The organism is Flavobacterium odoriferum (assembly GCF_025499515.1).
GTDB lineage: Bacteria > Bacteroidota > Bacteroidia > Flavobacteriales > Flavobacteriaceae > Flavobacterium > Flavobacterium odoriferum.
In genome coordinates this window covers 1-24,615 of sequence record NZ_JAMKFA010000003.1, presented here as the reverse complement: position 1 = coordinate 24,615, position 24,615 = coordinate 1, and the positions used below count along the sequence as shown (strand labels likewise).

Below are 24,615 nucleotides of genomic sequence, written 5' to 3'. Positions count from 1 at the left end.
GTTTTTATAAAATATTTTTATACATTTGAGTCATGATTGTGATACTTACAGCAGATATAGTCAAATCGAGAAAGCTTTCTTCCAAGAAATGGATAGATGATTTAAAAGCTTTATTGCTGACTTTTGGGAAATCTCCAAATGATTGGGAAATTTACCGTGGCGATGAATTTCAGATGGAAATTAAAAATCCAGAAGATGCGTTATTAATCGCGTTTCAAATTAAAGCTTTTTTCAAATCCATCAATTTAGATGTACGAATGAGTTTAGGATTTGGAGACAAAACATATAAAACGAGAAAAATAACAGAAAGCAACGGAACAGCCTTTGTTCGCTCAGGTGAAACATTTGAAACCTTAAAAAAGCAGAAACTAAATTTAGTATTAAATACAGGCAATACAGCATTTGATGAAGAGTTGAATTTAATGCTTAAATTAAGCTTGTCATTCATGGACAATTGGTTGCAGCAGTCGGCAGAATTTGTTTTAATTGCCATTCAAAACCCTACACTTTCACAAGAAGAAATAGGTGTAAAACTTGGCATTAATCAAGCAGCTGTAAGTAGAAGACAAAAACGTTCTAATTTTGAATTGATGATGCAAGTGGAACACTATTTTAGAAAAAAAGTTAAAACTCTTGAAGTATGATTGTACTCGTAAAATTACTTTTAGCACATTTAATTGGCGATTTTTTATTGCAACCAACCACTTGGGTTTTAGATAAAGAAGCTAAAAAACACAAAAGTATTTATTTATATTTTCATATACTTCTTCACGGTATTTTAGCTTTCACACTCGTTTTTGAGAAAAATTTCCTTTGGTTTGCACTACTTTTAGCAGTTCTACATGGTGTAATAGATTATCTCAAATTGCAATTTCAAACTAAAAAAACGAAACGGTTTTGGTTTCTTTTGGATCAATTTTTACACATAATAACCCTTGTAGGAATCGCATTTCTTTACACAAATACTACAATAGATTTTAGCTTTTTTGGAAATAATTTCTGGATTATCATAACAGGAATTGTATTATTAACAAAACCCACATCAATCATCATTCGAAATATCATTTCCATTTGGACACCAGAAAAAAAAGCAAAAGACAATTCGCTTGAAAATGCTGGGAATTATATTGGAATTTTAGAACGATTATTCATTTTTTGCTTCATTTTGACCCATCATTTTGAAGCTATTGGATTTTTATTGGCAGCAAAGTCAATTTTTAGATTTGGTGATTTAAAAGCCGCAAAAGACCGAAAACTAACGGAATATGTACTTATTGGAACCTTGTTAAGTTTCGGGATTGCGTTACTAATAGGATTACTCGTTCAATTAGCAATTTTCTAAAATCTTTTCATTAATCGCTTTTACTAAAGCTGGTCCTTCATAAATAAATCCTGTATAAAGTTGCACTAAACTTGCACCAGCATTCAACTTTTCAATCGCATCTTCAGCAGTATGAATTCCACCTACTCCAATGATTGGGAACGACTTATTACTTTTTTCCGAAAGAAAACGAATCACTTCAGTTGAACGTTTGGTTAATGGTTTTCCAGATAAACCACCCATTTCTGATTTGTTTTCCGATTGTAAACCTTTGCGAGAAATCGTAGTATTGGTAGCAATTACACCTGCAATTTTGGTTTCATTAACAATGTCAATGATATCTAAAAGTTGCTCATCAGTTAAATCAGGAGCGATTTTTAGTAAAATTGGCTTTTGTTTTTGTTTTGCATTGTTTTTATCTTGAAGTGTTTGTAACAACTCAGTCAAAGGCTTTTTATCTTGTAATTCGCGAAGATTTGGCGTGTTTGGCGAACTCACATTCACCACAAAATAATCGACATACGGAAACAAAGCTTCAAAACAGATTTCGTAATCCTTAACCGCCTCTTCGTTTGGCGTAACTTTATTTTTTCCGATGTTTCCACCAATTAAAACGCCTTTATTTTGTTTCAAACGTTCCACCGCTTCTTTAACGCCGCCATTATTGAATCCCATTCTATTAATAATCGCATTGTCTTCTTTTAAGCGAAACAAACGTTTTTTTGGATTCCCTTCTTGTCCTACAGGAGTTAATGTTCCAATTTCTATAAATCCGAAACCAAAGTTTGACAGCTCTTGATATAACTTCGCATCTTTATCAAACCCAGCCGCTAATCCAACCGGATTTTTAAATTTAATTCCGAAAACTTCTCGCTCTAAACGGGCATCTTTTACTTCGTAAAGCGCTTGAAATAAACTTGAAAAACCTGGAATTTTATTCAGAAAACGAATTAATGAAAAGGTAAAATAATGCACTTTTTCTGGATCAAAACAGAAAAGTAACGGACGAATGAAGATTTTGTACATAGTGTGTTGTGTTGTTGTGCAAAAGTAAGAAAATGCTATTCCAAAAAAAAGTATTGACGCATTTTGTAACAATAAAAGATTTGGTGCGTATAATTAATGAAGTTAAAAGTAAAAAGGTTAAAGTAAAAGGTATTAAAATATAATTCTAAATTTAAAATGGCTCAAACTCCTTCCAACATGTTACCATTAGGCACAATTGCTCCTGATTTCAATTTGAGAGATACCAATGCTACCGATTTTAAAACATTTGCTAATTGTAAAGGTGAAAAAGGAACGGTGGTAATGTTCATTTGCAATCATTGTCCGTTTGTACATCACGTGATAGAAGAAGTAATTCGCGTAGTGAACGATTATCGTGTTCAGGGAATTGGTTTTATAGCGATTTCGAGCAATGATGTTATAAAATATCCGCAAGATGCTCCTGAATTAATGACCGAATTTGCCTTTGAAAATGGTTTTGAATTTCCTTATTTATATGATGAAACACAAGAAGTAGCCAAAGCCTACGATGCCGCTTGTACACCTGATTTTTATCTTTTTGACAATCAAAACAAACTAGTTTACCGCGGACAATTAGACGACAGCCGACCTGCAAACGGAATTCCATTGAGTGGTTCTGATTTACGAAGCGCTATTGATGGTGTGGTGATGAATCGATTAATTAATCCGGAACAGAAACCGAGTATTGGGTGTAATATTAAGTGGAAGTAATTTTTTTATCTCGTTAGTTTCCTTAACTTTGTACCCAAATTAAACCTATTCATTTTGAAATACCTAGTTTCAAATATCACTTTAATTTCAAATACTATTACAAAAGTAGTAGCATTTACACACAGCAAGGCCTTTATCAATTAGGCCTCCGTCTACCCTATTCCTAATTCTCAGACGGAGGATTTTTACTTACAACATTTTCTATTCATTTCAGAAGTATCTTCTGTAATCATTATTTTTTTTTAATTCTAGTATCATGTCGCAAAAAAAACTTTTAGGAAAATTATATGCACGCCATATAATTTGGTTAATCACGTTATCATTTTTGACGGGAACTCTTTTTTTGGTTGCGTATTATAAAGTGCATCCTGTTTTCTTATTTGCCCCTTTACTTATGCTTGTTCTAGTAACCATTGACAGCTTTCAATCTAAGCATTCGGTGCGAAAAAATTATCCATTAGTAGGACGTTTACGTTATTTATTTGAATCGGTTCGCCCTGAATTTCGTCAATACTTTTTTGAAGGTGAATTAGATGGAAAGCCTTTTAACAGAAGACAACGTTCTATTGTTTATCAAAGAGCTAAAAACGAAAAACAAACCATTTCCTTTGGAATGCAAGACGACCCTAATCGTATTGGATATGAATGGGCAGCTCATTCAGTGTATCCAAAAAAAGCGGACGAGAAAAAATTTAGAACGCTAATTGGTGGCTCAAATTGTTTACAACCTTACAATGCTAGTATTTATAATATTAGCGCTATGAGTTATGGCGCCTTGAGTAAAACTGCCATCACTTCGTTAAACGAAGGAGCTAAACTTGGAAATTTTGCTCACAATACAGGCGAAGGAGGAATTAGTGATTACCATTTGATGGGAGGCGATTTGATTTGGCAAATTGGAACAGGATATTTTGGCTGTAGAGATGAAAAAGGAAACTTTTCTAGTGAATTATTTGCTCAAAAATCCAATTACGAACAAGTAAAGATGATTGAATTAAAATTATCGCAAGGAGCAAAACCAGGACATGGTGGATTACTTCCAGCAGAAAAAAACACACCTGAAATAGCAAAAATTAGAAGTATAAAACCTTTTACAACGGTACATTCGCCATCTGGTCATACCGCCTTTTCAAATGCTACCGAATTGCTATATTTTATTGGACAATTGAGAGAACTTTCCAACTTTAAACCAGTGGGTTTCAAAATTTGTATTGGTAGAAAAGATGAATTTATAGATATCGTAAAAGCAATGTTACACACTAAAATTTATCCCGATTTTATTACCATTGACGGTGCTGAAGGAGGTACAGGTGCGGCACCTCTTGAATTTATCGATTATATGGGAATGGCGCTTTCAGATGCAATTGTATTTATAAACCAAACTCTAAAAGAATATGGTTTGCGTGACGAAATTAAAATTTTAGCTTCTGGAAAAATTATTTCTGCTTTTGATATTGCAAAAACGTTGGCTTTAGGTGCTGACGCTTGTTATAGTGCCCGAGGAATGATGTTTGCTCTTGGATGCATTCAAGCTTTACAATGCGATAGCGGAAAATGTCCGGTGGGAATTGCAACGCAAGATAAATCGTTATACAAAGGATTAGATGTAACCGATAAAAGAGTTAGAGTTGCTAATTTTCATAAAAACACCTTAAAAGCCTTTGGTGAATTTATTGGTGCTTGTGGATTTGAAAATCCGAAAGAAATAACGCCCGATTTCTTGTATAAAAGAGTGGAACACAATTCCAATCAAAATTTCACAGAGATTTACTATAAAGATTCTATAAAGTACAACCGAGAAGAATTCATGAATTTAAATTAAAATAATATGAAACCAATACCAACATTTACGTCAAGCGATCATAAACTGCTAAAAAAGATTACCAAAACGAATCTTTCGGCAACAAGTGCAAGAGAAATAAAATTACTAATGGAAGAATTAGATAGAGGCAATATTGTAGAAGATAATGCTATCGAAAATGATATTATTCGAATTAATTCTGAGGTAATCATTGAAGACATGAGCACTCAAAAACAAATGAAATTTCAAATTGTTTTGCCTTCTCAGGCGAATATAAAAGAAAGTAAATATTCAGTTTTAGTTCCGCTTAGTGTGGCGATTATTGGGTTTAAAGTAAACGATCAAGTAGATTGGGAATTGCCTGCTGGCAACAAAACATTAAAAGTTATTGCTGTTAACAACGGTAATTAATTTAGCAAACACCTTTTTTGAGGTGTTTTTTTATTTTCGTTCAACAATCACTTCAATAGGATTATTGCTTCTTGGTCCGAAACTTCTGGCTTGACGTTCGTTTTCACTCGAACATAAAATGTACATATTAAAAGCTTGTAATTGTACCAATTGTTCTTTGTAGATTCCTTTAGTATCTTGAATTTTAATAAAGAATTCTTCCGCAGGAAATGTATTCGTTACTGAAAGTAAATACGTATCACCAGCGTAAGGAAAAAACCATTTCTCAGCTTCGTTTGGTTTACTTATTAAATGATTTCGAGTAAAAACTAAAGCTTGGTTACCGTATTTCCAACTGTATTTGTTATTCTCGTTGATGACTTCTTCTCCTTTTTCGTTGACCAACGTAATTTTTAAATCGGGAATATTATCAGATTTTCCTTCTTCATGGGCTTTTACTACTAAATACGACGTAAAATCAAAGCCACAATGCGGCACTTGCCCAAAGGAGAACAAAGAGAAAAGAAGAAAGAAAAAAGATAATTTTATTTTCATGGCTATTAATTGATGGTAAAAATACAAAAATGATACCAAAAAAATATCCGCCAATTGACGGATTACTTTTTATTATTTTGTTAGATAAGCGTAAATTATTTCTCTTTCTTCATCTGAAATTTTAGCTTTTTTCTGCATACTTAACATAATTGGCTTCCATTGTTCTGCATTAAAATCTTTAGGACTATATAAATCGTGACATTTAGCACAATTATTTTCGTATAACATTTTCCCAGCTTCATCCTTATTCATTTTAACAGCTATTGTTGTTGGTTCCTGAATAGTTGATTTATTTGATGAACAAGCAGAAATTATAAGAAAAAATGAAGCAATCGCAATTAATTTAGTTTTCATGTCAGTTAGTTTAATCTTGTAAATATAAAAAAATCCTGCAATGAGCAGGATTTTTAGACTTTATTTCTACTTTTCAAATTCTTTTAAGGTACTAACTATTATCGCAACGCAATCTCTCAATTGCTCTTCATTCATTACTAATGGTGGAGCAAAACGAATGATGTTTCCATGTGTTGGTTTTGCTAATAAACCGTTTTCTGCTAAACGTACACAAATATTCCAAGCGGTGTCGCTTTCTTCAGTATCGTTAATTACAACAGCATTTAATAATCCTTTTCCTCTTACTAAAGTTGCTACATTTGATGTTTCAATAAATTTTGCTAATTCCTCACGGAAGATTTTCCCTAATTTTCTGGCATTTTGAGACAAACTTTCTTCTGAAACTACTTCTAAAGCCGCCATCGCAACAGCAGCTGCAACCGGATTTCCTCCAAAAGTAGAACCGTGTTGTCCTGGCTTAATCACATTCATAATGCTATCATTTGCTAAAACCGCCGAAACCGGATAAGCACCACCTGATAAAGCTTTTCCTAAGATTAAAATATCTGGTTGTGTATAAGTTGCTTGTTTTTCACATTTTGCTTCACAAGTACAATTTCCACAAACGGCTAATAACGAACCCGTTCTTGCAATACCTGTTTGCACTTCGTCAGCAATGAATAAAACGTTATTTGCTTCACAGATTGCTTTTGCTCTTTTAAGAAAATCTTCTGATGGAGTGTAAACGCCAGCTTCCCCTTGAATAGGTTCTACTAAGAATCCAGCAATATTTTTTGAGGAATTTACGGCTTTTTCTAAAGCTTCAATATCATCATAAGGAATGCTAATAAATCCTGCTGTATAAGGTCCGAAGTTTTTACGTGCGTTTTCATCGTTTGAGAATGAAATGATTGTGGTAGTTCTTCCGTGGAAGTTACCATCACAAACGATAATTTGCGCTTCGTTTTCGTTGATTCCTTTTTTCTCGTATGCCCATTTTCTACACAGTTTTAAAGCGGTTTCTACTGCTTCAGCTCCTGTATTCATTGGTAATACTTTATCAAATCCGAAATAGTTCGTTACAAATTGTTCGTAAACCCCTAATTTATCATTGTAAAATGCTCTTGATGTTAACGTTAAAGTTTGGGCTTGTTGCACCATCGCTCCTACAATTTTTGGATGACAATGTCCTTGATTTACCGCAGAATAAGCCGAAAGAAAATCGTAATATTTCTTTCCTTCTACATCCCAAACATAAACTCCTTCTCCTCTACTTAAAACTACTGGTAGTGGATGATAATTGTGTGCACCATACTTGTCTTCTAATGCAATAGCTTCAGCCGAACTCATTTTTTCTAAAACTGACATAAAATGTTTTTTTATTGATTGTTACATCGCAATTCCTTCTTAATGGTGAGAAATCAACCGAATAGTTGTCAAAAATACAAAAATCAAGGGCAAGTTCAAATTCAAATTTAATAATCTGTAGAATTTCTGACTTTTGGAACACAGATTTAAGAAATTATAGAAATTTTAAAAATCTATGAATAACTTAAACTCTTTTAAACAATTAAACCTTTAAACTTTTATCCAAACATTTCCAACAACGTCGAAACCGTATTCCAGTTTCTAATCGTAGCGACAACGTTTAATTTTTTCTCGATATATTTTTGATCTAATCTGGTTTTTCCAGCACCAACAGCGTATTTTATGTAAATTCTGCTTTTATCAATTGTAGCTTCATCAGGTTTGAATTGACTTATTTTTAAATCATTAATGGCGCTTCCTTGTAATTCTTTGGACAAAAATGCTACATACAATTTCTTAGTATCGCAATCTTTTTCTTTGAGATATGAATTGTTTTTGAAACACGCCTCCAAATCTTCTTTAGTAATAACCACAACTGGAACTTCCAATCCTAATTCTTTGAAGATTTCTTGTTTGATTTTAAACCCAACACTAGCACCATGTTCTTCTTCCGAATCCACAAAAACGTTTCCCGATTGAATATACGTGCGTACATTTTGAAATCCAGCATTTTCTAAAAGCGATTTCAAAACGTCCATTTTTATCATGTTGTGACCGGAAACGTTAATTCCCCGAAGTAAGGCTAAATGGGTTTTCATTTGGTGTAATTTGGTACAAAAATAGAATTTCCTACTTAATTCGGTTCAAAATATCGTTCATCATTTCGATTTGTACCTTTTGAATCTCAATTAACTCTTGTTGTTGATGCATTACTAAATGATCAATTTTATCATCTAACATTCTAATTTCAAGTTCTGATTTCAAATTAATCATGTAATCTTTCTTGGCACGTTCACGATCTTTTTCTTCCTGACGGTTTTGACTCATCATAATCACAGGCGCTTGTAATGCCGCTATACAAGACAAAATCAAATTCAATAAAATAAACGGATAAGGGTCAAATTCTTTGTTTGTGAAAATTATAACATTGGAACCAATCCAAATGGTAATAAAAATAAAAAAAGAGATAATAAAAGTCCAACTTCCGCCAAAAGATGCCACTTTATCAGCAATTATTTGACCATAATTCCTAGTATCTGCTTCGTCTTCTATTTTGGCTACAAATGAGGTATCGTCACCTAATGATTTGATGACATCTTTCTCTAATTTTGAAAGTTCTCTAATTTCGGTTTGCAAGTATTTTGAAATATATTTTTCACGATACACATTCAATTCTTGTACAGAAATGGAATCGTTCACATCAAAATCGGGATAATCTTCTAAAATTAGATTTAAAATAGAGTTTCGTATGGTTTTTCCAAATACCTGATCTTGTAGAGGAAATTCAATATTTGAAATAGCACTTATAAAAGTTTTATTGCTTCTCATAATTCAAAAACATTTTAGCTAATTTACGATTAAAAACATTGGATTCTATCAAATTGATTTTAAAAATAATAGAAAATGAAAAAATCCTATCAAATCCACCCAACAATTCTTATTTTTGCCTCATGGGAAAAAAGAAAACAGACAAAATCGTATTCGAAAACGTAAAAATCCTTGATGCAGGTGCAAAAGGTGTATCGGTAGCAAAAGCTCCTGATGGCAAAGTAATATTTCTTCCAAATGTAGTACCAGGCGATGTGGTAGACGTACAAACAATGAAGAAAAGAAAAGCCTACTACGAAGGTAAAGCAATTAAAATCCATGAATTTTCAGAGCATAGAATTGAACCGGTTTGTGAGCATTTTGGTGCTTGTGGCGGTTGTAAATGGCAAAACATGAAGTACAGCCAACAATTGTTCTATAAAAATCAGGAAGTTTATAATAATTTAAAACGAATTGGTAAGATTGAATTACCTGAATTCGAGCCAATTTTAGGTTCGGAAAAGCAATTGTTTTACAGAAATAAAATGGAATTTGGTTTCTCGAATGCGCGTTGGATGACCGATGCGGAAATTCAATCGGGAACTGAATTTGATAATAAAAATGCATTAGGATTTCATATTCCGAGAATGTGGGATAAAATTTTAGATATTGAAAAATGTCATTTACAAGAAGATCCATCAAACGAAATTCGTAACGAAATAAAACGTTTTGCAAACGAAAACAACCTAACATTCTTCAATGCAAGAGCTGTAGAAGGTTTATTGAGAACATTGATGATTCGTACTGCTTCAACAGGAGAACTTATGGTGTTGATTCAGTTTTATGAAAACGATAAAAACGGAATCGAATTGATGATGAATTTCTTGGCTGAACGTTTTCCACAAATTACGTCGTTACAATATGTTATCAATCAAAAATTGAATGATACGTTGTATGACCAAGACATTATTTTGTTCAAAGGTCGCGATTATATTTTGGAAGAAATGGAAGGCTTGCATTTTAGTATTAATGCGAAATCGTTCTATCAAACCAATTCAGATCAAGCGTATGAATTGTACAAAATTACTAGAGAATTTGCAGGTTTAACAGGAAATGAAACCGTTTACGATTTATATACAGGAACTGGAACTATTGCGCAATTCGTTTCGAAAAAAGCGAAGAAAGTAATTGGTGTAGAAGCTGTTCCAGAAGCGATTATTGATGCAAAAGCTAACGCCGAACGCAATAACATTACAAATTGTGAGTTTTATGTTGGTGACATGAAAAACGTTTTCAATGACGAATTCATCAACCAACACGGACAACCAGATGTTATCATCACCGATCCACCAAGAGATGGAATGCATAAAGATGTGGTAGAAATGTTATTAAAAACAGATGTACCAAAAATTGTGTATGTAAGTTGTAATTCGGCAACACAAGCCCGTGATTTAGCTTTGATGGACGAAAAATACAAAGTAGTTCGTGTGCGTCCTGTGGACATGTTTCCACAAACGCATCATGTAGAAAACGTGGTTCTTTTAGAAAAAAGATAATACTTGTCACATTGAGCCTGTCGAAATGTTACAAAACGACTTCGACAAGCTCATTTTGACAGAATAAGATAAATATGAAAAAAATAGTTTTTATAACCCTATCCTTGCTTTTAGCCGTTTCGTTTTGGAACTGCGAAAAAGATGATATTTGTGCCGACGGAAATGCAAATACGCCATTCGTTGTTATAGAATTTTATGATGCTTTAAACACAACAACATTAAAAAATGTTACCAATTTAGGTGTAGGCGAACCTACTTTTGATACACGTTTTTCGTTTACTGGAATTAGTAAAATTGAAGTTCCTTTGCGAACAAACTCGACTACAACAACTTTGAATTTTATTGAAAATGGAGGTGACACAACAGATACTTCTGATGATAACCCAGATGCAATAACATTCAATTATGCTACGAGTAATGTATATATTTCACGCGCTTGTGGCTACAAAACTATTTTTCAATTAGACCCAACAAATCCGATTGTACTATCACCAGATGCAGCTAATTGGATTCAAAATATTGTAGTTTCTCAACCTAATATCGAAAACGAAAATGAAGTACATGTTAAGATTTATTTTTAGTATCGCTTTGCTGTGTTTTTCGATAATTGGAAACGCACAAAAAAAAGACACTACCAAAATTGTGTATCCAGAACGCTATGGTTTACGCGTTGGTGTTGATTTACATCGATTAACAAAATCGTTTTATGATGACAATTATAAAGGATTAGAAGTTGTTGCTGATTATCGCTTAACTAGACGTTATTATATTGCAGGAGAAATTGGTAACGAAGAAAAAATAGTTGACGATGATCGTTTAAACTTTACTACAAAAGGAACGTATTTTAAAGTTGGTTTTGACTACAACTCTTTTGAAAACTGGTTAGACATGGAAAACATGATTTATGTGGGAATGCGTTATGGTGTGAGTAGTTTTAGCCAAACGCGTAATTCATATAAAATTTATGACCCAACCAATTATTATGGTGAAACGATTATAACTTCTGGAGAAAAATTTAGCGGATTAAATGCGAGTTGGATTGAAGTTATTGGCGGTGTAAAAGCTGAACTATTCAATAATTTATATTTAGGTTTCTCATTACGATTGAACTATTTGGTTTCTAATAAAAGACCTGAAAACTTTGATAATTTATACATTCCGGGATTTAATCGTACTTATGACGGAAAATTTGGAGCTGGTTTGAATTATACGATAAGTTATTTTATTCCGATTTATAAAAAGAATAAAGAAGTTAAAAAATAAAGAAAAGGTTCACGAAAGTGGGCCTTTTTTGTTGATAAGTTAAATTCGTGATTCGTTTGGTTTGAATTAGTTATTATTATTTTTGAGATGAAAATAACTTCTATTATTTTCATCTCAAAACTTAGCAAATGGATTACAACGATTTTTCTTCAAGATTAAAAAGAACTATATCATCACTTAATGGAAGATTTGATGAGGAAGTAGCTGTTTATGTTAATTATAGTCAAAATGAGAACGAAAGTAGTTTTTCAATAATTGCAGGTAATGATGATGAAGAGACTATCATCAATAAAATATTCATCATTCTATATAATCTTTCAAGTTTAAAAGATCATTTAAAAAACCACTTAAAAGGCAAAAATATTAACCCACAAATTATTGAAGATGAAATAAATAATTCTTTACATCTTCAAATACTTATCGATATTGTAAACCAAGAGAAACACGGATATCCATTAAAAAAAAGTAATCGTTCAGACAAAAATCCAATAATTAAACATGCTATGCAAATGATTAATTTCACTTCAAACTCTGAACCCGGAGCTATTGCAGGCATTTCCTATAGTAAAAATGAATTAAATGTTTTTGGAGATTCTAAAATGGAATTAACAGCAATGATTTTTGATGATAAAGATAATTTTATATTTATGTTTGATGAATTAATCAACATTTGTTTTGAAAAATTCGAACATATAGCAAAAAAATATAATTGCATATAATTTCCGTTATGACGCTTGACCCAAGCTAGTTCAGCTAGTGCGAGCGTCACACTCGTGCACACAAAGCAAAGCATAGAAATAGTCACGAGCAAGATGCTCGCGCCAGCACAAAAAAATCCCGAGCATTCACTCGGGATTTTCTCTTTATTCTATTTTCTATCTTCTTATTTCTTAACCGGAATATTCTCTAAAATTTCCAAAACAAACTTCCAAAATTTCTGAGACGATTTAATTGACGCTCTTTCATCTGGACTGTGTGCTCCGTGAATGGTTGGTCCAAAAGAAATCATGTCCATGTTTGGATAATTCGTACCTAAAATACCACATTCTAATCCTGCATGACAAGCAACTACTTTTGGTTTTTCACCGTTTTGTTTCTCGTAAATTGAAGTCAATACATCTAGAATTTCCGAGTTTACGTTTGGTGTCCAACCTGGATAACTTCCTCCAAATTCTACTTCGCAACCAAATAATTCATAAGCTGAACGTAAGCTATTTGCTAAATCCATTTTAGAACTTTCCACAGAAGAACGCGTTAAATTCTGAATCGAAATTTGTCCGTCTTTTACAATTACACGTGCAATATTATTCGAAGTTTCTACCAATTCTTCCATATCAGCCGACATTCTGTAAACGCCGTTGTGTGCTGCATAAATCGCTCGTAACAAACCTTCTTGTACGCCTAAATCCATTACTTTCGCTGGAATTGTATCATTTTTAACAATTTCAATCGTTAAATTCGGTTCCATCGTTTTGAATTCGGTTTTGATATCGCCAATTACTTCTTGCATGTCAAAAACAAAGGCTTCGTCATACATTTCTGCAATAATTACTTTCGCTACACTTTCTCTCGGAATTGCATTACGCAAACTTCCTCCTGAAATTTCACCAATTTGCAATCCAAAATTCTCAAATCCGTCAAATAACAAACGGTTCATGATTTTGTTTGCATTTCCTAATCCTTTATGAATGTCCATTCCTGAGTGACCACCTTGTAAACCTTTTACAGTAATCGTGTAACCCACAGAACCTTCTGGCGTTTCTTCTTCGTTGTAATCTCTTGTAGCGGTTACATCAATTCCTCCCGCACAACCGATATCTATTTCATCATCTTCTTCTGTATCTAAATTCAATAAAATTTCACCTTGTAACACACCGCCTTTTAAGTTCAAAGCGCCTGTCATTCCAGTTTCTTCGTCAATCGTAAACAAAGCCTCAATTGCAGGATGTTTGATATCTGTAGATTCTAAAATCGCCATAATCATCGCTACTCCTAACCCATTGTCGGCACCAAGTGTAGTTCCTTTTGCACGAACCCAGTCACCATCAACATACATATCAATTCCTTGTGTATCGAAATCAAAATTAGTGTCGTTATTTTTTTGGTGTACCATATCCAAATGCCCTTGAAGAACAATTGGTTTACGGTTTTCCATTCCTTGCGTTGCTGGTTTACGAATGATTACGTTTCTAATTTCGTCTTCAAACGTTTCTAATCCTAAACTGGTTCCGAAGTTTTTCATGAATTCAATAACACGCTCTTCTTTTTTAGACGGACGTGGCACCGCATTCAAATCGGCAAATTTGTTCCAAAGTGGCTTTGGTTCCAGATTTCTAATTTCTTGGCTCATTATATTTGTTTATTTTGGGTATTTAGTCGTATTCTGTGATGTATTAAAAACAGATAAAATAAAAACTGTTTTCTCTTTTTCATCTATAAAGTAAAGAATAATGTAAGGAAAAATTTTAATAGGTAATCCGTGATAATCTTTATAGCGAATTTGAAAAAATGGGTTTGTTGCAATCGATTCAATATATTCATCAACAATTTGAAAAAAATAGTTTCCTAAATCTTCTCTTTTTGACTCATAAAATTCTACAGCTTCTTGAATATCGGCAATAGCTCGAGGTTCAATTACGATTTTATAACTCATTATTTAGTTTTCAAACGAATTTGCTTTTTTGCTTCTTCCCAAGAAACAAAATTTTCCTTTTTTGAAGAGGCTCTTCTTTCATCTAAAGCTACTTTCATCTCTTCAGAAACTGAAACATCATTAACTACAGTCTCGTAATTAAATTTTTCAATCAATTTCATAAAGAAAGTCAATTCATTATCCGGAATATTTAAAGTTATTTTTGTCATTATCCCTAATTTAAACAACAAATTTACAAAAAAAGAAATGCGCTATTCTATATTATTAGTTAATTTTATGGCAAATATAAATTCGTGAAAAGAAAATTCGTCCTTCCTTTATTCTTACTTATCCAAATTATCGTTGTGAAAACGATTGGTTTATTTCCTGATTTTGTAGAAAATTGGTACAGTAAAGGTTTTTATCCAAAATTGGCTTTCTTGTCGAGAAAAGCACTAGGCTGGTTGCCGTTTTCGTTTGGTGATGTGATCTATTTTATACTGATTTTACTCTTATTCCGTTGGATTTGGAAGCACCGAATTGGCTTTTTTAAAGAATGGAAAAATAACGGATTGGCGATATTGAGTTGGGTTTCGGTGTTTTATTTTTTCTTCCATATTCTTTGGGGAATGAACTATTACCGTATTCCGTTACATGAAAAATTGCAGATTGAAAAAGAATATTCAATAGACCAATTGAAAGTTTTCATTGAAAAAATGTTGGTAAAAACCAACGAATTGCAAATCCAAATCACTAAAAATGATTCGGTTGCCGTTGTGATTCCATATTCAGATGAAGAAATTTACAATTTATCTTTAAAAGGGTATGAAAAATTACCAACAAACTTACAAGAATTTCATTACGAAGTAAAAAGCATCAAATCTTCGTTGTTCAGTTATCCGTTGAGTTATATGGGATTTGGCGGTTATTTGAATCCGTTTACCAATGAAGCGCAAGTGAATTATTTGAAACCTAAATACACTTCACCTTTAACCACTGGCCACGAAATGGCGCATCAAACGGGAATTGGAAGTGAAAGCGAATGCAATTTTATCGGATTTGTAACCGCTGCTAAAAACGAGGATTTGTATTTCCAATATTCAGCATACAGTTTTGCGTTGCGCTATGCATTGCATAATTTGGAAATGATAAAAGAAGGAAGTTCAGAGTCTTATTTGAAAAAAATCAACAAAGGCGTTTTAAAAAACTTTGAAGAAAACAAAACCTTTTGGAAGGAATACCAAACACCAATCAATACGTTTTTTGAATATTTCTACGACAATTTCCTTAAAGCCAACCAACAAAAAGATGGCATGGAAGGGTATAGTAAGTTTGTAGGTTTAGCGATTGGATATGAGAATAAGTTATTAGATAAAAGGGATTAGGGAATAGTTTTACATAACGTATTAACTTTTCCCTAATCCCTTTTTACTTTTCCCTATTTACAACTCATCACTCGTAAAACTCACTTGATTTCTCTTTTTATACGGACGCATAATCAATCTTGCTTCTCGGTCGAAACGAATGTAATTATACACCCAGTTTAAGAATACTACAGCTTTATTTTTGAATCCAATTAGCGAAAACAAATGCACAAACATCCACACAAACCAAGCAAAAACACCACTAAATTTAAATTTTGGCAAATCCACAACGGCTTTGTTTCTTCCTATGGTTGCCATTGAACCTTTATCTTTGTAAACAAAAGGTTTCATTTCTTTTTTATCTAATAATCGGATTACATTTTCGGCTAATAATCTTCCTTGTTGCATAGCAGGTTGTGCCATCATGGGATGTCCTTGTGGATAGGCTTCAGAAGTCATTACTGCAATATCTCCAATCGCAAAAAGATTATCATACCCTTCTACTTGATTGTATTGGTTGACTTTTATTCTGTCTACATTTTTGATGAAACTATCTGCCTTTAAACCGTGAGGTAAAGAGCCTTGTACACCAGCTGTCCAAATTACAGTTGCGGAATCGAATGATAAATCGGAATTGGTTGTAACAGTTTTTCCATCATAACCTGTTACACGAACGTTTTTCCAAACGCTAACGCCTAAATCCAAAAGAAACTTTTCTGCCTTTTCAGAAGCATTTTCGCTCATCGTATTCAGAATTCTATCGCCACTTTGAATCAGATTGATTTCCATTTTTCGAACATCTAAATCGGGATAATCTTTTGGAAGAATCGCTTTTTTCATTTCGGCTAAAGCTCCTGCTAACTCTACTCCTGTTGGTCCACCACCTACCAAAACAAAATTCATCAAACCATGACGTTCGTCGATATCATTGGTAAGCAATGCTTGTTCAAAATTCTCTAAAATCAAACTACGAATATTCAACGATTGCGGAATGGTTTTCATCGCCATGCTATTGCGCTCAATTTCTTTATTCCCAAAATAATTGGTTTTTGAACCGGTAGCAATGACTAAATAATCAAATTTTAATTCGCCAATATCGGCGTAAAGCGTATTGTTTTTAGCATCAATTTCACGAACTTCTGCCAATCGAAAATAAAAATCTTTATATTCTTGAACAATTTTTCGAATTGGGTACGCAATAGAATCGGGCTCTAAACCGCCAGTTGCTACTTGGTACATCAAAGGTTGGAAATTATGATAATTGTGTTTGTCTAATAAAACGACTTGTACTTTCTTGTTGCGAAGTTTTTTCGCTAAAGAAATTCCAGCAAAACCACCACCAATGATGACAATTCGAGGAAAACTACTACGAGGAATATTCATTTATCATTGTAAATTTATCAAGTCAAAGATAAGAAGAAAAAGAATTGAATGTTTCGCAAAATAGTTAATGATTAATTAAATTTGAAATAGTAAACTTGTAACAAATTAGTTCAAACGACTACTTATTGTATATGAAATCAGAATCGGAAGCACTTTTCGTAAAGCAACTTAAAGAAAATCAGAATATAATCCACAAAATTTGTCGATTGTATACTACTGATGCTGACGCGCACAAAGATTTGTTTCAGGAAATTACGATTCAATTATGGAAGGCTTTTCCAAACTTTAGAGGAGATTCTAAATTTACAACTTGGGCATACCGAGTTGGCTTAAATACTGCAATTACACTTTACCGAAAAAAGAAAAGAACCATTGATACTATTGAGTTTGACAGCACTTTTCATAAGGTAACACAAGACGATTATAACTTTGAGGAAGAAGAAAAATTAAAACTATTATACAGCGCCATAAGTGAATTAAATGATATTGAAAAAGCGCTCGTTTTCTTGTATTTAGAAGACAAAGATTACACTGAAATATCTGAAACATTAGGTATTAGTGAAGTAAATGCACGGGTAAAAATGAACCGTGTAAAAGGAAAATTAAAAAAAATATTAAATCCGTAATCATGGATGAATTAGAAATATTAAAAAAAGATTGGAAGAAAAACGAAAATGCTTTCGACCAAGTTACAGAAAAAGAAATATACGGAATGCTACACAAAAGATCATCATCAATTGTGAAGTGGATTTTGATTATTAGTATTTTAGAGTTTTTATTTTTAAGACTTTTAGACCTATCTATATTTTTAGATGATGAGTATTCTAATAGAATGAAAGAACATCATATTTATGATTTTGAAAAATTTGTTACTATTTTCAATTTTGTAGTTTTACTTGTTTTTATTTATTACTTCTATAGAAATTTAAAGGCAATAAACTCTTCTTCTTCTGTAAAAAAACTCATGCAAGACATAATTAACACAAGAAAAATTGTTAAGTATTATGTTTGGTATAATCTTGTTTTGGTTGGAATCACAAGTGCTATTGTTATTTATTCTCAATTTATGTATGATAAAAATATTAATCACTTGTATGATAAATACCAATTGTTCTTTATTTTGGGTGGATTTTTCTTCGTAATAATTATACTTTTACTATTTTGGTTATTTTATAGATTACTTTATGGCATTTTATTGAGAAGACTTCAAAAAAACTATAACGAACTTCAAAAAATAGATTTTTAATGAAACATTTATTTTTAATTGCTGGACTTTTAACAACGATATTAGGGAATTCACAAGAGTTAGATAAAAGTTTACTTTGGCGGATTTCGAGTAATGAATTACAAGAGCCATCGTATTTATATGGAACAATTCATGCTACTTGCGATGCCAAATTAGATGAAAATACATTAAAAGCATTAGATGAAACCAAGCAATTGTTTTTAGAATTAGACATGGACGACAAATCTATGCAAATGCAAATGCTAAAGCACATAAAAATGAATGATGGTACTAAACTATCAACATTATTAACTGCAGAGGAATTTAAAATTGTAGACGATTTCTTGAAAAAAAACATGAACATGTCTGCCAAAACGTTTGACACTTTCAAACCTTTCATGGTCAGTACGATGCTTTTACCAAAGCTATTAGACTGTGACTTTCAATCAGTTGAATCAGAATTAATGAAAGTGACCAAAGAGCAAGGAGAAGAAGTTTTTGGTTTAGAAAAAATGGAAGATCAAATGAAAGTTTTTGATGCAATTCCATACAAAACACAAGCAGAAGAATTACTTAAAACAGCGAAAGGTGATTTATCTAACGAAAAAGATGAATTCAAAAAAATGTTGGTGATTTATGAAGAAAAAGATATTGAAGGCATGTTAAGAATGATGGATGATTCAGATAATAAAATTACTTCTGAAAACCAAGATGTTTTATTGAACAATAGAAATAAAAAATGGATTCCAATTATGATTAAAACCATGAAAAATAAAGCAACCTTTTTTGGTGTTGGTGCTGGTCATTTAGCTGGAGAAGAAGGTGTAATTAAACTATTGCGAAAACAAGGATTTAAAGTAGAAGCGGTAAAATAAAAAAAGAGGCGATTGCCTCTTTTTTTATTTTTAATATTTCCACATTCTTTCTCTGTCTAATTTTGCTTTTTCATCCAATTCTTCAGCAGGAATTACTTTTAAAAGTGATGGATGTTGTTCAATTGCAAATTCAATCATTTCAACTACTTCGTCCACTGTTGCATTTTCATAATCAATTTTCAATGGCTCTTTAATTACAAATGATTGTAATATTCCTTTCTTTTTGATGCGCAGCCCTTTTCTGTCAAACGAACGTCGAAATCCATCAATTACAATAGGAACAACAATAGGTTTGTGTTGTAAAATAATATGAGCAGTTCCTTTTCTAACAGGTTTAAAAGAACGAGTTGTTCCTTGCGGAAAAGTAATTACCCAACCATCTTCTAAAGCTATTTTTATGTTTTCGGTATCATTAGGGTTAACCTCTTTTTTTTCGGTAACGTCTTTTCCTTTGGCTCTCCAAGTTCGTTCAACTGTAATAGCACCAGCATATGCTAAAATTCTTGGCAATAACCCTTCTTGCATAGTTTCTTTAGCCGCTACATAATACAAGTTTAGTTTTGGATTCCACAAATAAAGCACGTTTTTAATATTGTTTTCTCTTCCTTTTAAACTAGCATTAAAAACATGAAACATCGCTACAACATCTGCAAAATAGGTTTGATGATTAGAAATAAACAACACATTTGTGTCTGGCAAACTTCTAATAATTTCAGAACCTTCAATGTGTAACTCGTTAAAACTTCTGTAACGACGGTGCGTAATTATTCCTGCGATACGAATTAACCACGTTTTTAAAAACAATATATGTCCGAAAGGATTTCTCTTGAATAAGCCCATAATACTTAACTTTATTAACAAAACAAGAAAGCAAATGTAGTAAAATCAGTCATTTTAAAAAGAAAAAAAAGATAAAATCACAAATTGAAATTGCGACTATAAAGTAGTTTATCGCAAAACGCTTTTAATAGTTTCTTTTAACTCACTCATCATCATAGCAGTAGCGCCCCAAACAACATATTTATCCACCATAAAAGCAGGCACTTCAATATCAGTAGCATATGAAGTTGACATTTTTACTTTAGTGATACTTTTTTCATCTAAAAAATCAACAATTGAAAATTCCAAAACACGCTTAACTTCATCTAAATCAGGAATAAACGTTAATTCTTCATGCGAAATTCCCATAAAAGGAGCTACTAAAAAATTGCTTGGCGGAATATAAATTTCGCTAAATGTTTTGATTATTTTTACTTTATCAGGATGCACACCCACTTCTTCATGTGTTTCTCTTAGTGCTGTTTCTTCCAAATTAAAATCAGTTTCTTCAACTTTTCCGCCAGGAAATCCTATTTGTGAAGAATGCACTCCTGGATAAGAATTTCGGACAATTAAAGCCAAATGTGTAATTTCATTTTTAGGATAAAAAAGCATTAAAACAGCAGCTTTCTTTGGATTTTTATCCATATAATTTTCTTCCTTTAAATAAGAAATACGCTCAAGTGGTGCCATTTTTATGTGGGCATCAGTAGAAAGCAGTTTTTCTTTTTCTATCTTTGGAATAAATTTAATAAAATCTGTAAAAAGCATAGGGAAACCGTTTTTGTAAACTTAAAGATAATTAATTTTTACAGGAAAAATAATATTTTTAAAAAATAGTATGTTTAGTAAAGAAGAAGCTCTTCAAATAAAAAAGGATTTTTGGATTGCATTTGCTGCCGAATATCCTCGCAAATGGTTGTTATACAACACAAAAATAAAAGATGTTACTTTTAAGTTTTATGTTGATAATAAAAAAGCACAAGTTTTATTAGATATAGAACCAAAAGACGAAAATAAACGTATAATATATTATGAAAAGGTAGAGTCATTAAAGAATATTCTTTTAGAAGATTATTTAGAGGATGCCATTTTTGAACGTAATTTTTATTTAGAAAATGGAAAAGTAATTAGTCGTGTTTGGGTTGAAAAAACAGGAATTAGCATTAATAACAAAACCACTTGGCCTGAAATTTTTGACTTTTTTGCCGAAAAAATGGATGCTTTTGAACGTTTCTTTTATGAAAACGAAGACTATATTAAAGATTTAGAAATCAATACCTAATTCAAATACTTTGTAACATTGTTAACACTTTATTTGAATTCTTACACTTAAATTTGAAAAAATGTTAGCTATGAGAAAATTATTTTTATTAATCACAATTGTAAGTTTACAATCATGTCAATCCCAAACTAAAGAACCAAAAACTATGAATTCAAATTCTAAAAAAACCGAAGCGCAATGGAAAGCTGAGCTTACTCCAGAACAATATGAAGTTTTAAGAAACAAAGGAACAGAAAGAGCTTTCACTGGTGAATATTGGGATCATTTTGAAAAAGGGAAATATGTTTGTGCTGCTTGCGGAAATGATTTATTTAGTTCTGATACCAAATTTGATTCACACTGTGGTTGGCCTTCATTTGACAAAGCGATTAAAGGTTCAGTTGTCTATGTACAAGATTTGAGCTACGGAATGGTTAGAACTGAAGTATTGTGTGCAAAATGTGATGGTCATTTAGGTCATATTTTTGATGATGGCCCAAAAGAAACTACCGGTCAACGCTTTTGTATGAACTCTGTTTCCATAAAATTTGTTCCAGAAACCAAGTAGAACTATGCTAATACGTTTTGTAAAAGATAACTTAAAAGAAAACATTGAATTAATTCGTCAACTTTCGAATGACGAATTCTGCAAAAAAAATCCTGAATTAAGTCAAGCAACAATTGGCGAACATATGCGTCATATTATAGAATTGATGGGATGTTTGTTGGATAATTATGAACAAGGAATCATAAATTACGACAATCGAAATCGCAACATTCAAATTCAATCAGATGTAAATTGTGCGATTTCTATTTTGGAAAAACAGCTAACAATTATTGATAAACAAAACAAACAACTGTCATTAATTCACAATTGTTTCAGTACCGAAGAAGTGTTGCCAACTAATTATTTTCGTGAATTATTATACAATTTAGAACACAGTATTCATCATCAAGCCTTGATAAAAGTGGCATTACATAATTTGCCACATATTAAAATACCTAGTTCATTCGGAGTAGCGCCATCAACATTAGAATACCGCAAACAATGTGCACAGTAACGTATATTCCGACTCCTGAAGGTTGTATTATTACTTCCAACAGAGATGAAAAAATTACTCGTGAAAGAGCACTTTCACCACAAGAATATTTAATTGATGGAAAAAAGATAATCTTCCCAAAAGACCCAAAAGCTGGAGGAACTTGGGTAGCACATAGCGAAACTAAAATTATTGTTCTACTCAATGGAGCGCGAGAAAAACACATTCCCAAACCACATTATCGCAAAAGCAGAGGTTTAATTGTCTTAGATTTGATGACCGCTAAAAAGACCATAGATTATTGGGGAAAAATTGATTTGTCTGACATTGAACCGTTCACAATTGTATTAATTGAAAATAATAAATTAACGCAATTGCAATGGAACGAAGTTGAAAAAAGCACAACAGAATTTGATGCGAAGCAATTTCATATTTGGTCCTCTTCTACTCTATATTCTAAAGAAATTAGAGAACAAAGAAAAGAATGGTTTCAAGATTTTATAAAAAGTAAAAACGCTCCAACACCAGAAGAAATTTTACATTTTCATCAATTTACAGAATCAGAAAATAAAGAATTTGGCTTGCAGATTAATCGCAACGATGTATTGAAAACCATCAGTATAACACAATGCAAAGTAACTAGTAATACAATAAAAATGGAGTATCTTGATTTATTCGAATAAAAAATGACAAAACTGAATCTTTTCCTACATAAGTTAACCCATTGGGAATATTGGCCCTATCAAGTGGTGTATTTGCCAGTATATTTCCAATATTTATATTATGTGATTAGAACACAATCATTTTTTTTCTTTAATGCTTCAAATCCAACAATAAAAAACGGAGGATTTTTTATGGAATCGAAAAAAGAAATTTACGATTTGATTCCACCCCAATATTATCCTAAAACTCTTTTAGTTAGTCCTAATGAAAATTTAGAAGTTATTTTACAAAGAATTAACTCCGAAAATATTCAATTTCCTCTAATTGCAAAACCTGATATTGGTTTAAGAGGAACTGCAGTAAAAAAAATTCACACTACCGAAGAGCTAGAAAATTATCTCAAAAAAGCAAAATTTGACATTTTAATTCAGGATTTGATTCCTTATGAAAATGAAATCGGTCTTTTCTATGTAAAATTGCCAAACCAACCCGGGAAAATAACCGGTATTGTATCCAAAGAATTCATGATTTTAACCGGAAACGGTAAAAACACCCTTAGAGAATTACTATATCAAGACAAACGCTATCTGCTACAATTAGAAGTACTTGAAGAAGAATACAAAGACAAACTAAACACTGTTTTAAACGAAGGAGAAACCATTAATTTGGTTCCTTATGGAAACCATTGTCGCGGAACAAAATTCGTAGATGCGAGTCACGAAATCACCTCAGAAATGATGGAAAGTTTCAATACCATTTGTAGTCAAATCAGTGGTTTTCATTTTGGAAGAATGGATATTATGTACCATTCCTATGAAGATTTAGCAAAAGGTAAAAACTTCCAAATCGTAGAAATAAACGGTGCCATCAGCGAACCTACTCACATGTACGATCCAAAACATTCGCTTTTATTCGGTTGGAAAGAACTCACACGTCATTTTCATTACATGTACCTAATCAGTAAAAACAACCACAATAACGGGGCAAAATACCTAACTTTTAAAGAAGGTGTACAAGAATTCAAAAATCACCACAAACATTACGATACAATTCTAGAGTTTTAGGGCGTCCCCTAAGGGTCGGGCTATCCGCACTCGCTTTACTTAAAATCTTGAAGAATTTTAAGTAAGAGCTCAAACAATGCTGCTATCCCTAACGCAGAATTGGTTTTCATTAGAATAATTATACTTTTCCCAGTCCCGTAGTGACGATATAAAGGTAAAAAAACTCATTAAAATATTCATCGTGCTCACAGATTCACAAGCGAGTTGCTCTCCTTAACGATTCATGAAGTAGAAAACCAGCCTATTGAGTTTTTTTAGTCCTATCGGGACGACATACTGGTAACAAAAACCTCATAAAGATTTCAAAAAAGCTAGGAGGCTTTAGCCGAACTAGCCAAGTACATTCGCTAGCAGACTCTCACGTTAGCCTTTCATGAAGCATATAAACAACAAAACCACCCTATGAGGTGGTTTTGTTATAGTTAGAGTCCCATCGGGACGCTATATTGGTAACAAAAAAGCCCTATCATTACTGATAGGGCTTTTCAAAAGAAA

The 24,615-nt window shown here is 32.3% G+C and carries 30 protein-coding genes; 18 read left to right on the top strand and 12 right to left on the bottom strand.

All coding sequences use genetic code 11. The annotated features are described in order from the left end of the window. Positions 1-32: 32 nt before the first annotated feature. On the top strand, positions 33-644 hold the full coding sequence (locus tag M9Q43_RS03070; RefSeq protein ID WP_262317513.1) for a hypothetical protein: 612 nt from the start codon (positions 33-35) through the stop codon (positions 642-644). Then, complete coding sequence (locus M9Q43_RS03065) at positions 641-1,342, top strand: DUF3307 domain-containing protein (protein ID WP_262317512.1); 702 nt, start codon at positions 641-643, stop codon at positions 1,340-1,342. Before M9Q43_RS03070 ends, M9Q43_RS03065 begins: the two co-directional genes overlap by 4 nt. Here M9Q43_RS03065 and M9Q43_RS03060 read toward each other — a convergent pair. Further along, positions 1,328-2,347 (bottom strand): quinone-dependent dihydroorotate dehydrogenase, encoded by a 1,020-nt coding sequence (locus M9Q43_RS03060; RefSeq protein WP_262317511.1) that lies wholly within the window; start codon positions 2,345-2,347, stop codon positions 1,328-1,330. The two genes, M9Q43_RS03065 and M9Q43_RS03060, sit on opposite strands and share 15 nt — an antisense overlap. A 156-nt stretch (positions 2,348-2,503) precedes the next feature. On the opposite strand from M9Q43_RS03060, the gene M9Q43_RS03055 reads away from it, so the two are divergent. The 3 genes from M9Q43_RS03055 (at position 2,504) to M9Q43_RS03045 (ending at position 5,270) form a co-directional block, all read left to right on the top strand. Continuing rightward, positions 2,504-3,058, top strand: a complete 555-nt coding sequence (locus tag M9Q43_RS03055; RefSeq protein ID WP_262317510.1) for a thioredoxin family protein — start codon at positions 2,504-2,506, stop codon at positions 3,056-3,058. Between the two features lie 256 nt (positions 3,059-3,314). Then, on the top strand, positions 3,315-4,880 hold the full coding sequence (locus tag M9Q43_RS03050) for an FMN-binding glutamate synthase family protein (protein ID WP_262317509.1): 1,566 nt from the start codon (positions 3,315-3,317) through the stop codon (positions 4,878-4,880). 6 nt (positions 4,881-4,886) lie between these two features. Next, positions 4,887-5,270, top strand: coding sequence for a GreA/GreB family elongation factor (locus M9Q43_RS03045; protein ID WP_262317508.1), 384 nt, complete (start codon positions 4,887-4,889; stop codon positions 5,268-5,270). A 30-nt stretch (positions 5,271-5,300) separates the two neighbouring features. On the opposite strand, the gene M9Q43_RS03040 is transcribed toward M9Q43_RS03045, so the two are convergent. From M9Q43_RS03040 to M9Q43_RS03020, 5 genes are all read right to left on the bottom strand, one after another. Then, entirely contained in the window at positions 5,301-5,804 is a 504-nt protein-coding gene (locus tag M9Q43_RS03040; RefSeq protein WP_262317507.1) for a hypothetical protein, read from the bottom strand. Positions 5,805-5,876: 72 nt separating this feature from the next. Next, positions 5,877-6,158, bottom strand: coding sequence for a c-type cytochrome (locus tag M9Q43_RS03035; protein WP_262317506.1), 282 nt, complete (start codon positions 6,156-6,158; stop codon positions 5,877-5,879). Positions 6,159-6,224: 66 nt separating this feature from the next. Continuing rightward, the gene (rocD, locus tag M9Q43_RS03030; RefSeq protein WP_262317505.1) at positions 6,225-7,505 is read right to left on the bottom strand and encodes an ornithine--oxo-acid transaminase; all 1,281 of its coding nucleotides are present in this window, start codon (positions 7,503-7,505) and stop codon (positions 6,225-6,227) included. 218 nt (positions 7,506-7,723) lie between these two features. Further along, positions 7,724-8,263 (bottom strand): DUF1697 domain-containing protein, encoded by a 540-nt coding sequence (locus M9Q43_RS03025; RefSeq protein ID WP_262317504.1) that lies wholly within the window; start codon positions 8,261-8,263, stop codon positions 7,724-7,726. 31 nt (positions 8,264-8,294) lie between these two features. After that, entirely contained in the window at positions 8,295-8,993 is a 699-nt protein-coding gene (locus M9Q43_RS03020; RefSeq protein WP_262317503.1) for a DUF1003 domain-containing protein, read from the bottom strand. Positions 8,994-9,115: 122 nt separating this feature from the next. Here M9Q43_RS03020 and rlmD point away from each other — a divergent pair, with 122 nt between their 5' ends. The 4 genes from rlmD (at position 9,116) to M9Q43_RS03000 (ending at position 12,510) form a co-directional block, all read left to right on the top strand. Beyond that, positions 9,116-10,528 carry a 23S rRNA (uracil(1939)-C(5))-methyltransferase RlmD gene (gene rlmD / locus M9Q43_RS03015; protein WP_262317502.1) on the top strand — a complete coding sequence of 471 codons (1,413 nt, stop codon included), beginning with the start codon at positions 9,116-9,118 and terminating at the stop codon, positions 10,526-10,528. A gap of 74 nt (positions 10,529-10,602) precedes the next feature. Next, positions 10,603-11,109, top strand: coding sequence for a DUF6452 family protein (locus M9Q43_RS03010; protein ID WP_262317501.1), 507 nt, complete (start codon positions 10,603-10,605; stop codon positions 11,107-11,109). Then, complete coding sequence (locus M9Q43_RS03005; RefSeq protein WP_262317500.1) at positions 11,090-11,791, top strand: DUF6048 family protein; 702 nt, start codon at positions 11,090-11,092, stop codon at positions 11,789-11,791. The genes M9Q43_RS03010 and M9Q43_RS03005 overlap by 20 nt, the downstream gene beginning before the upstream one ends. A 128-nt stretch (positions 11,792-11,919) precedes the next feature. Beyond that, positions 11,920-12,510 carry a hypothetical protein gene (locus tag M9Q43_RS03000; RefSeq protein WP_262317499.1) on the top strand — a complete coding sequence of 197 codons (591 nt, stop codon included), beginning with the start codon at positions 11,920-11,922 and terminating at the stop codon, positions 12,508-12,510. 164 nt (positions 12,511-12,674) lie between these two features. Here M9Q43_RS03000 and M9Q43_RS02995 read toward each other — a convergent pair whose 3' ends face one another. The 3 genes from M9Q43_RS02995 to M9Q43_RS02985 are packed head-to-tail and all read right to left on the bottom strand — an operon-like array spanning position 12,675 to position 14,653. Next, positions 12,675-14,141 (bottom strand): aminoacyl-histidine dipeptidase, encoded by a 1,467-nt coding sequence (locus tag M9Q43_RS02995; RefSeq protein ID WP_262317498.1) that lies wholly within the window; start codon positions 14,139-14,141, stop codon positions 12,675-12,677. 9 nt (positions 14,142-14,150) lie between these two features. Next, positions 14,151-14,444 (bottom strand): type II toxin-antitoxin system RelE/ParE family toxin, encoded by a 294-nt coding sequence (locus tag M9Q43_RS02990; protein WP_262317497.1) that lies wholly within the window; start codon positions 14,442-14,444, stop codon positions 14,151-14,153. After that, complete coding sequence (locus tag M9Q43_RS02985) at positions 14,444-14,653, bottom strand: hypothetical protein (protein WP_262317496.1); 210 nt, start codon at positions 14,651-14,653, stop codon at positions 14,444-14,446. The genes M9Q43_RS02990 and M9Q43_RS02985 overlap by 1 nt, the downstream gene beginning before the upstream one ends. A 135-nt stretch (positions 14,654-14,788) precedes the next feature. Between M9Q43_RS02985 and M9Q43_RS02980 the strand changes: the two genes are divergently transcribed. After that, positions 14,789-15,808, top strand: a complete 1,020-nt coding sequence (locus tag M9Q43_RS02980; protein WP_262317495.1) for a DUF3810 domain-containing protein — start codon at positions 14,789-14,791, stop codon at positions 15,806-15,808. A gap of 57 nt (positions 15,809-15,865) precedes the next feature. On the opposite strand, the gene M9Q43_RS02975 is transcribed toward M9Q43_RS02980, so the two are convergent. Continuing rightward, entirely contained in the window at positions 15,866-17,170 is a 1,305-nt protein-coding gene (locus tag M9Q43_RS02975; protein WP_262317494.1) for an NAD(P)/FAD-dependent oxidoreductase, read from the bottom strand. A 131-nt stretch (positions 17,171-17,301) separates the two neighbouring features. Between M9Q43_RS02975 and M9Q43_RS02970 the strand changes: the two genes are divergently transcribed. Genes M9Q43_RS02970 through M9Q43_RS02960 form a run of 3 tightly spaced genes read left to right on the top strand, consistent with a single transcriptional unit; the run spans position 17,302 to position 19,270 of the window. Then, a complete protein-coding gene (locus M9Q43_RS02970) occupies positions 17,302-17,796 on the top strand; it encodes an RNA polymerase sigma factor (RefSeq protein ID WP_166237342.1) in 495 nt (164 codons plus the stop codon). Positions 17,797-17,798: 2 nt separating this feature from the next. Next, positions 17,799-18,416: a hypothetical protein gene (locus M9Q43_RS02965; protein ID WP_262317493.1), complete on the top strand. Its 618-nt coding sequence runs from the start codon at positions 17,799-17,801 to the stop codon at positions 18,414-18,416. Continuing rightward, positions 18,416-19,270: a TraB/GumN family protein gene (locus M9Q43_RS02960; protein WP_262317492.1), complete on the top strand. Its 855-nt coding sequence runs from the start codon at positions 18,416-18,418 to the stop codon at positions 19,268-19,270. The genes M9Q43_RS02965 and M9Q43_RS02960 overlap by 1 nt, the downstream gene beginning before the upstream one ends. A 30-nt stretch (positions 19,271-19,300) precedes the next feature. On the opposite strand, the gene M9Q43_RS02955 is transcribed toward M9Q43_RS02960, so the two are convergent. Together M9Q43_RS02955 and M9Q43_RS02950 are read right to left on the bottom strand one after the other, a co-directional pair. Further along, the gene (locus M9Q43_RS02955) at positions 19,301-20,110 is read right to left on the bottom strand and encodes a lysophospholipid acyltransferase family protein (protein WP_262317491.1); all 810 of its coding nucleotides are present in this window, start codon (positions 20,108-20,110) and stop codon (positions 19,301-19,303) included. 108 nt (positions 20,111-20,218) lie between these two features. Then, the gene (locus M9Q43_RS02950; RefSeq protein ID WP_262317490.1) at positions 20,219-20,860 is read right to left on the bottom strand and encodes an NUDIX hydrolase; all 642 of its coding nucleotides are present in this window, start codon (positions 20,858-20,860) and stop codon (positions 20,219-20,221) included. A 70-nt stretch (positions 20,861-20,930) separates the two neighbouring features. Between M9Q43_RS02950 and M9Q43_RS02945 the strand changes: the two genes are divergently transcribed. The 5 genes from M9Q43_RS02945 (at position 20,931) to M9Q43_RS02925 (ending at position 24,120) form a co-directional block, all read left to right on the top strand. Next, on the top strand, positions 20,931-21,374 hold the full coding sequence (locus M9Q43_RS02945; RefSeq protein WP_262317489.1) for a DUF4268 domain-containing protein: 444 nt from the start codon (positions 20,931-20,933) through the stop codon (positions 21,372-21,374). Positions 21,375-21,444: 70 nt separating this feature from the next. Beyond that, positions 21,445-21,921, top strand: a complete 477-nt coding sequence (gene msrB / locus M9Q43_RS02940; RefSeq protein ID WP_262317488.1) for a peptide-methionine (R)-S-oxide reductase MsrB — start codon at positions 21,445-21,447, stop codon at positions 21,919-21,921. A gap of 4 nt (positions 21,922-21,925) precedes the next feature. Then, complete coding sequence (locus tag M9Q43_RS02935) at positions 21,926-22,414, top strand: DinB family protein (protein WP_262317487.1); 489 nt, start codon at positions 21,926-21,928, stop codon at positions 22,412-22,414. After that, a complete protein-coding gene (locus M9Q43_RS02930) occupies positions 22,402-23,076 on the top strand; it encodes an NRDE family protein (protein ID WP_262317486.1) in 675 nt (224 codons plus the stop codon). The genes M9Q43_RS02935 and M9Q43_RS02930 overlap by 13 nt, the downstream gene beginning before the upstream one ends. A gap of 3 nt (positions 23,077-23,079) precedes the next feature. Continuing rightward, the gene (locus M9Q43_RS02925) at positions 23,080-24,120 is read left to right on the top strand and encodes an ATP-grasp domain-containing protein (protein WP_262317485.1); all 1,041 of its coding nucleotides are present in this window, start codon (positions 23,080-23,082) and stop codon (positions 24,118-24,120) included. The last annotated feature ends 495 nt before the right edge of the window (positions 24,121-24,615 follow it).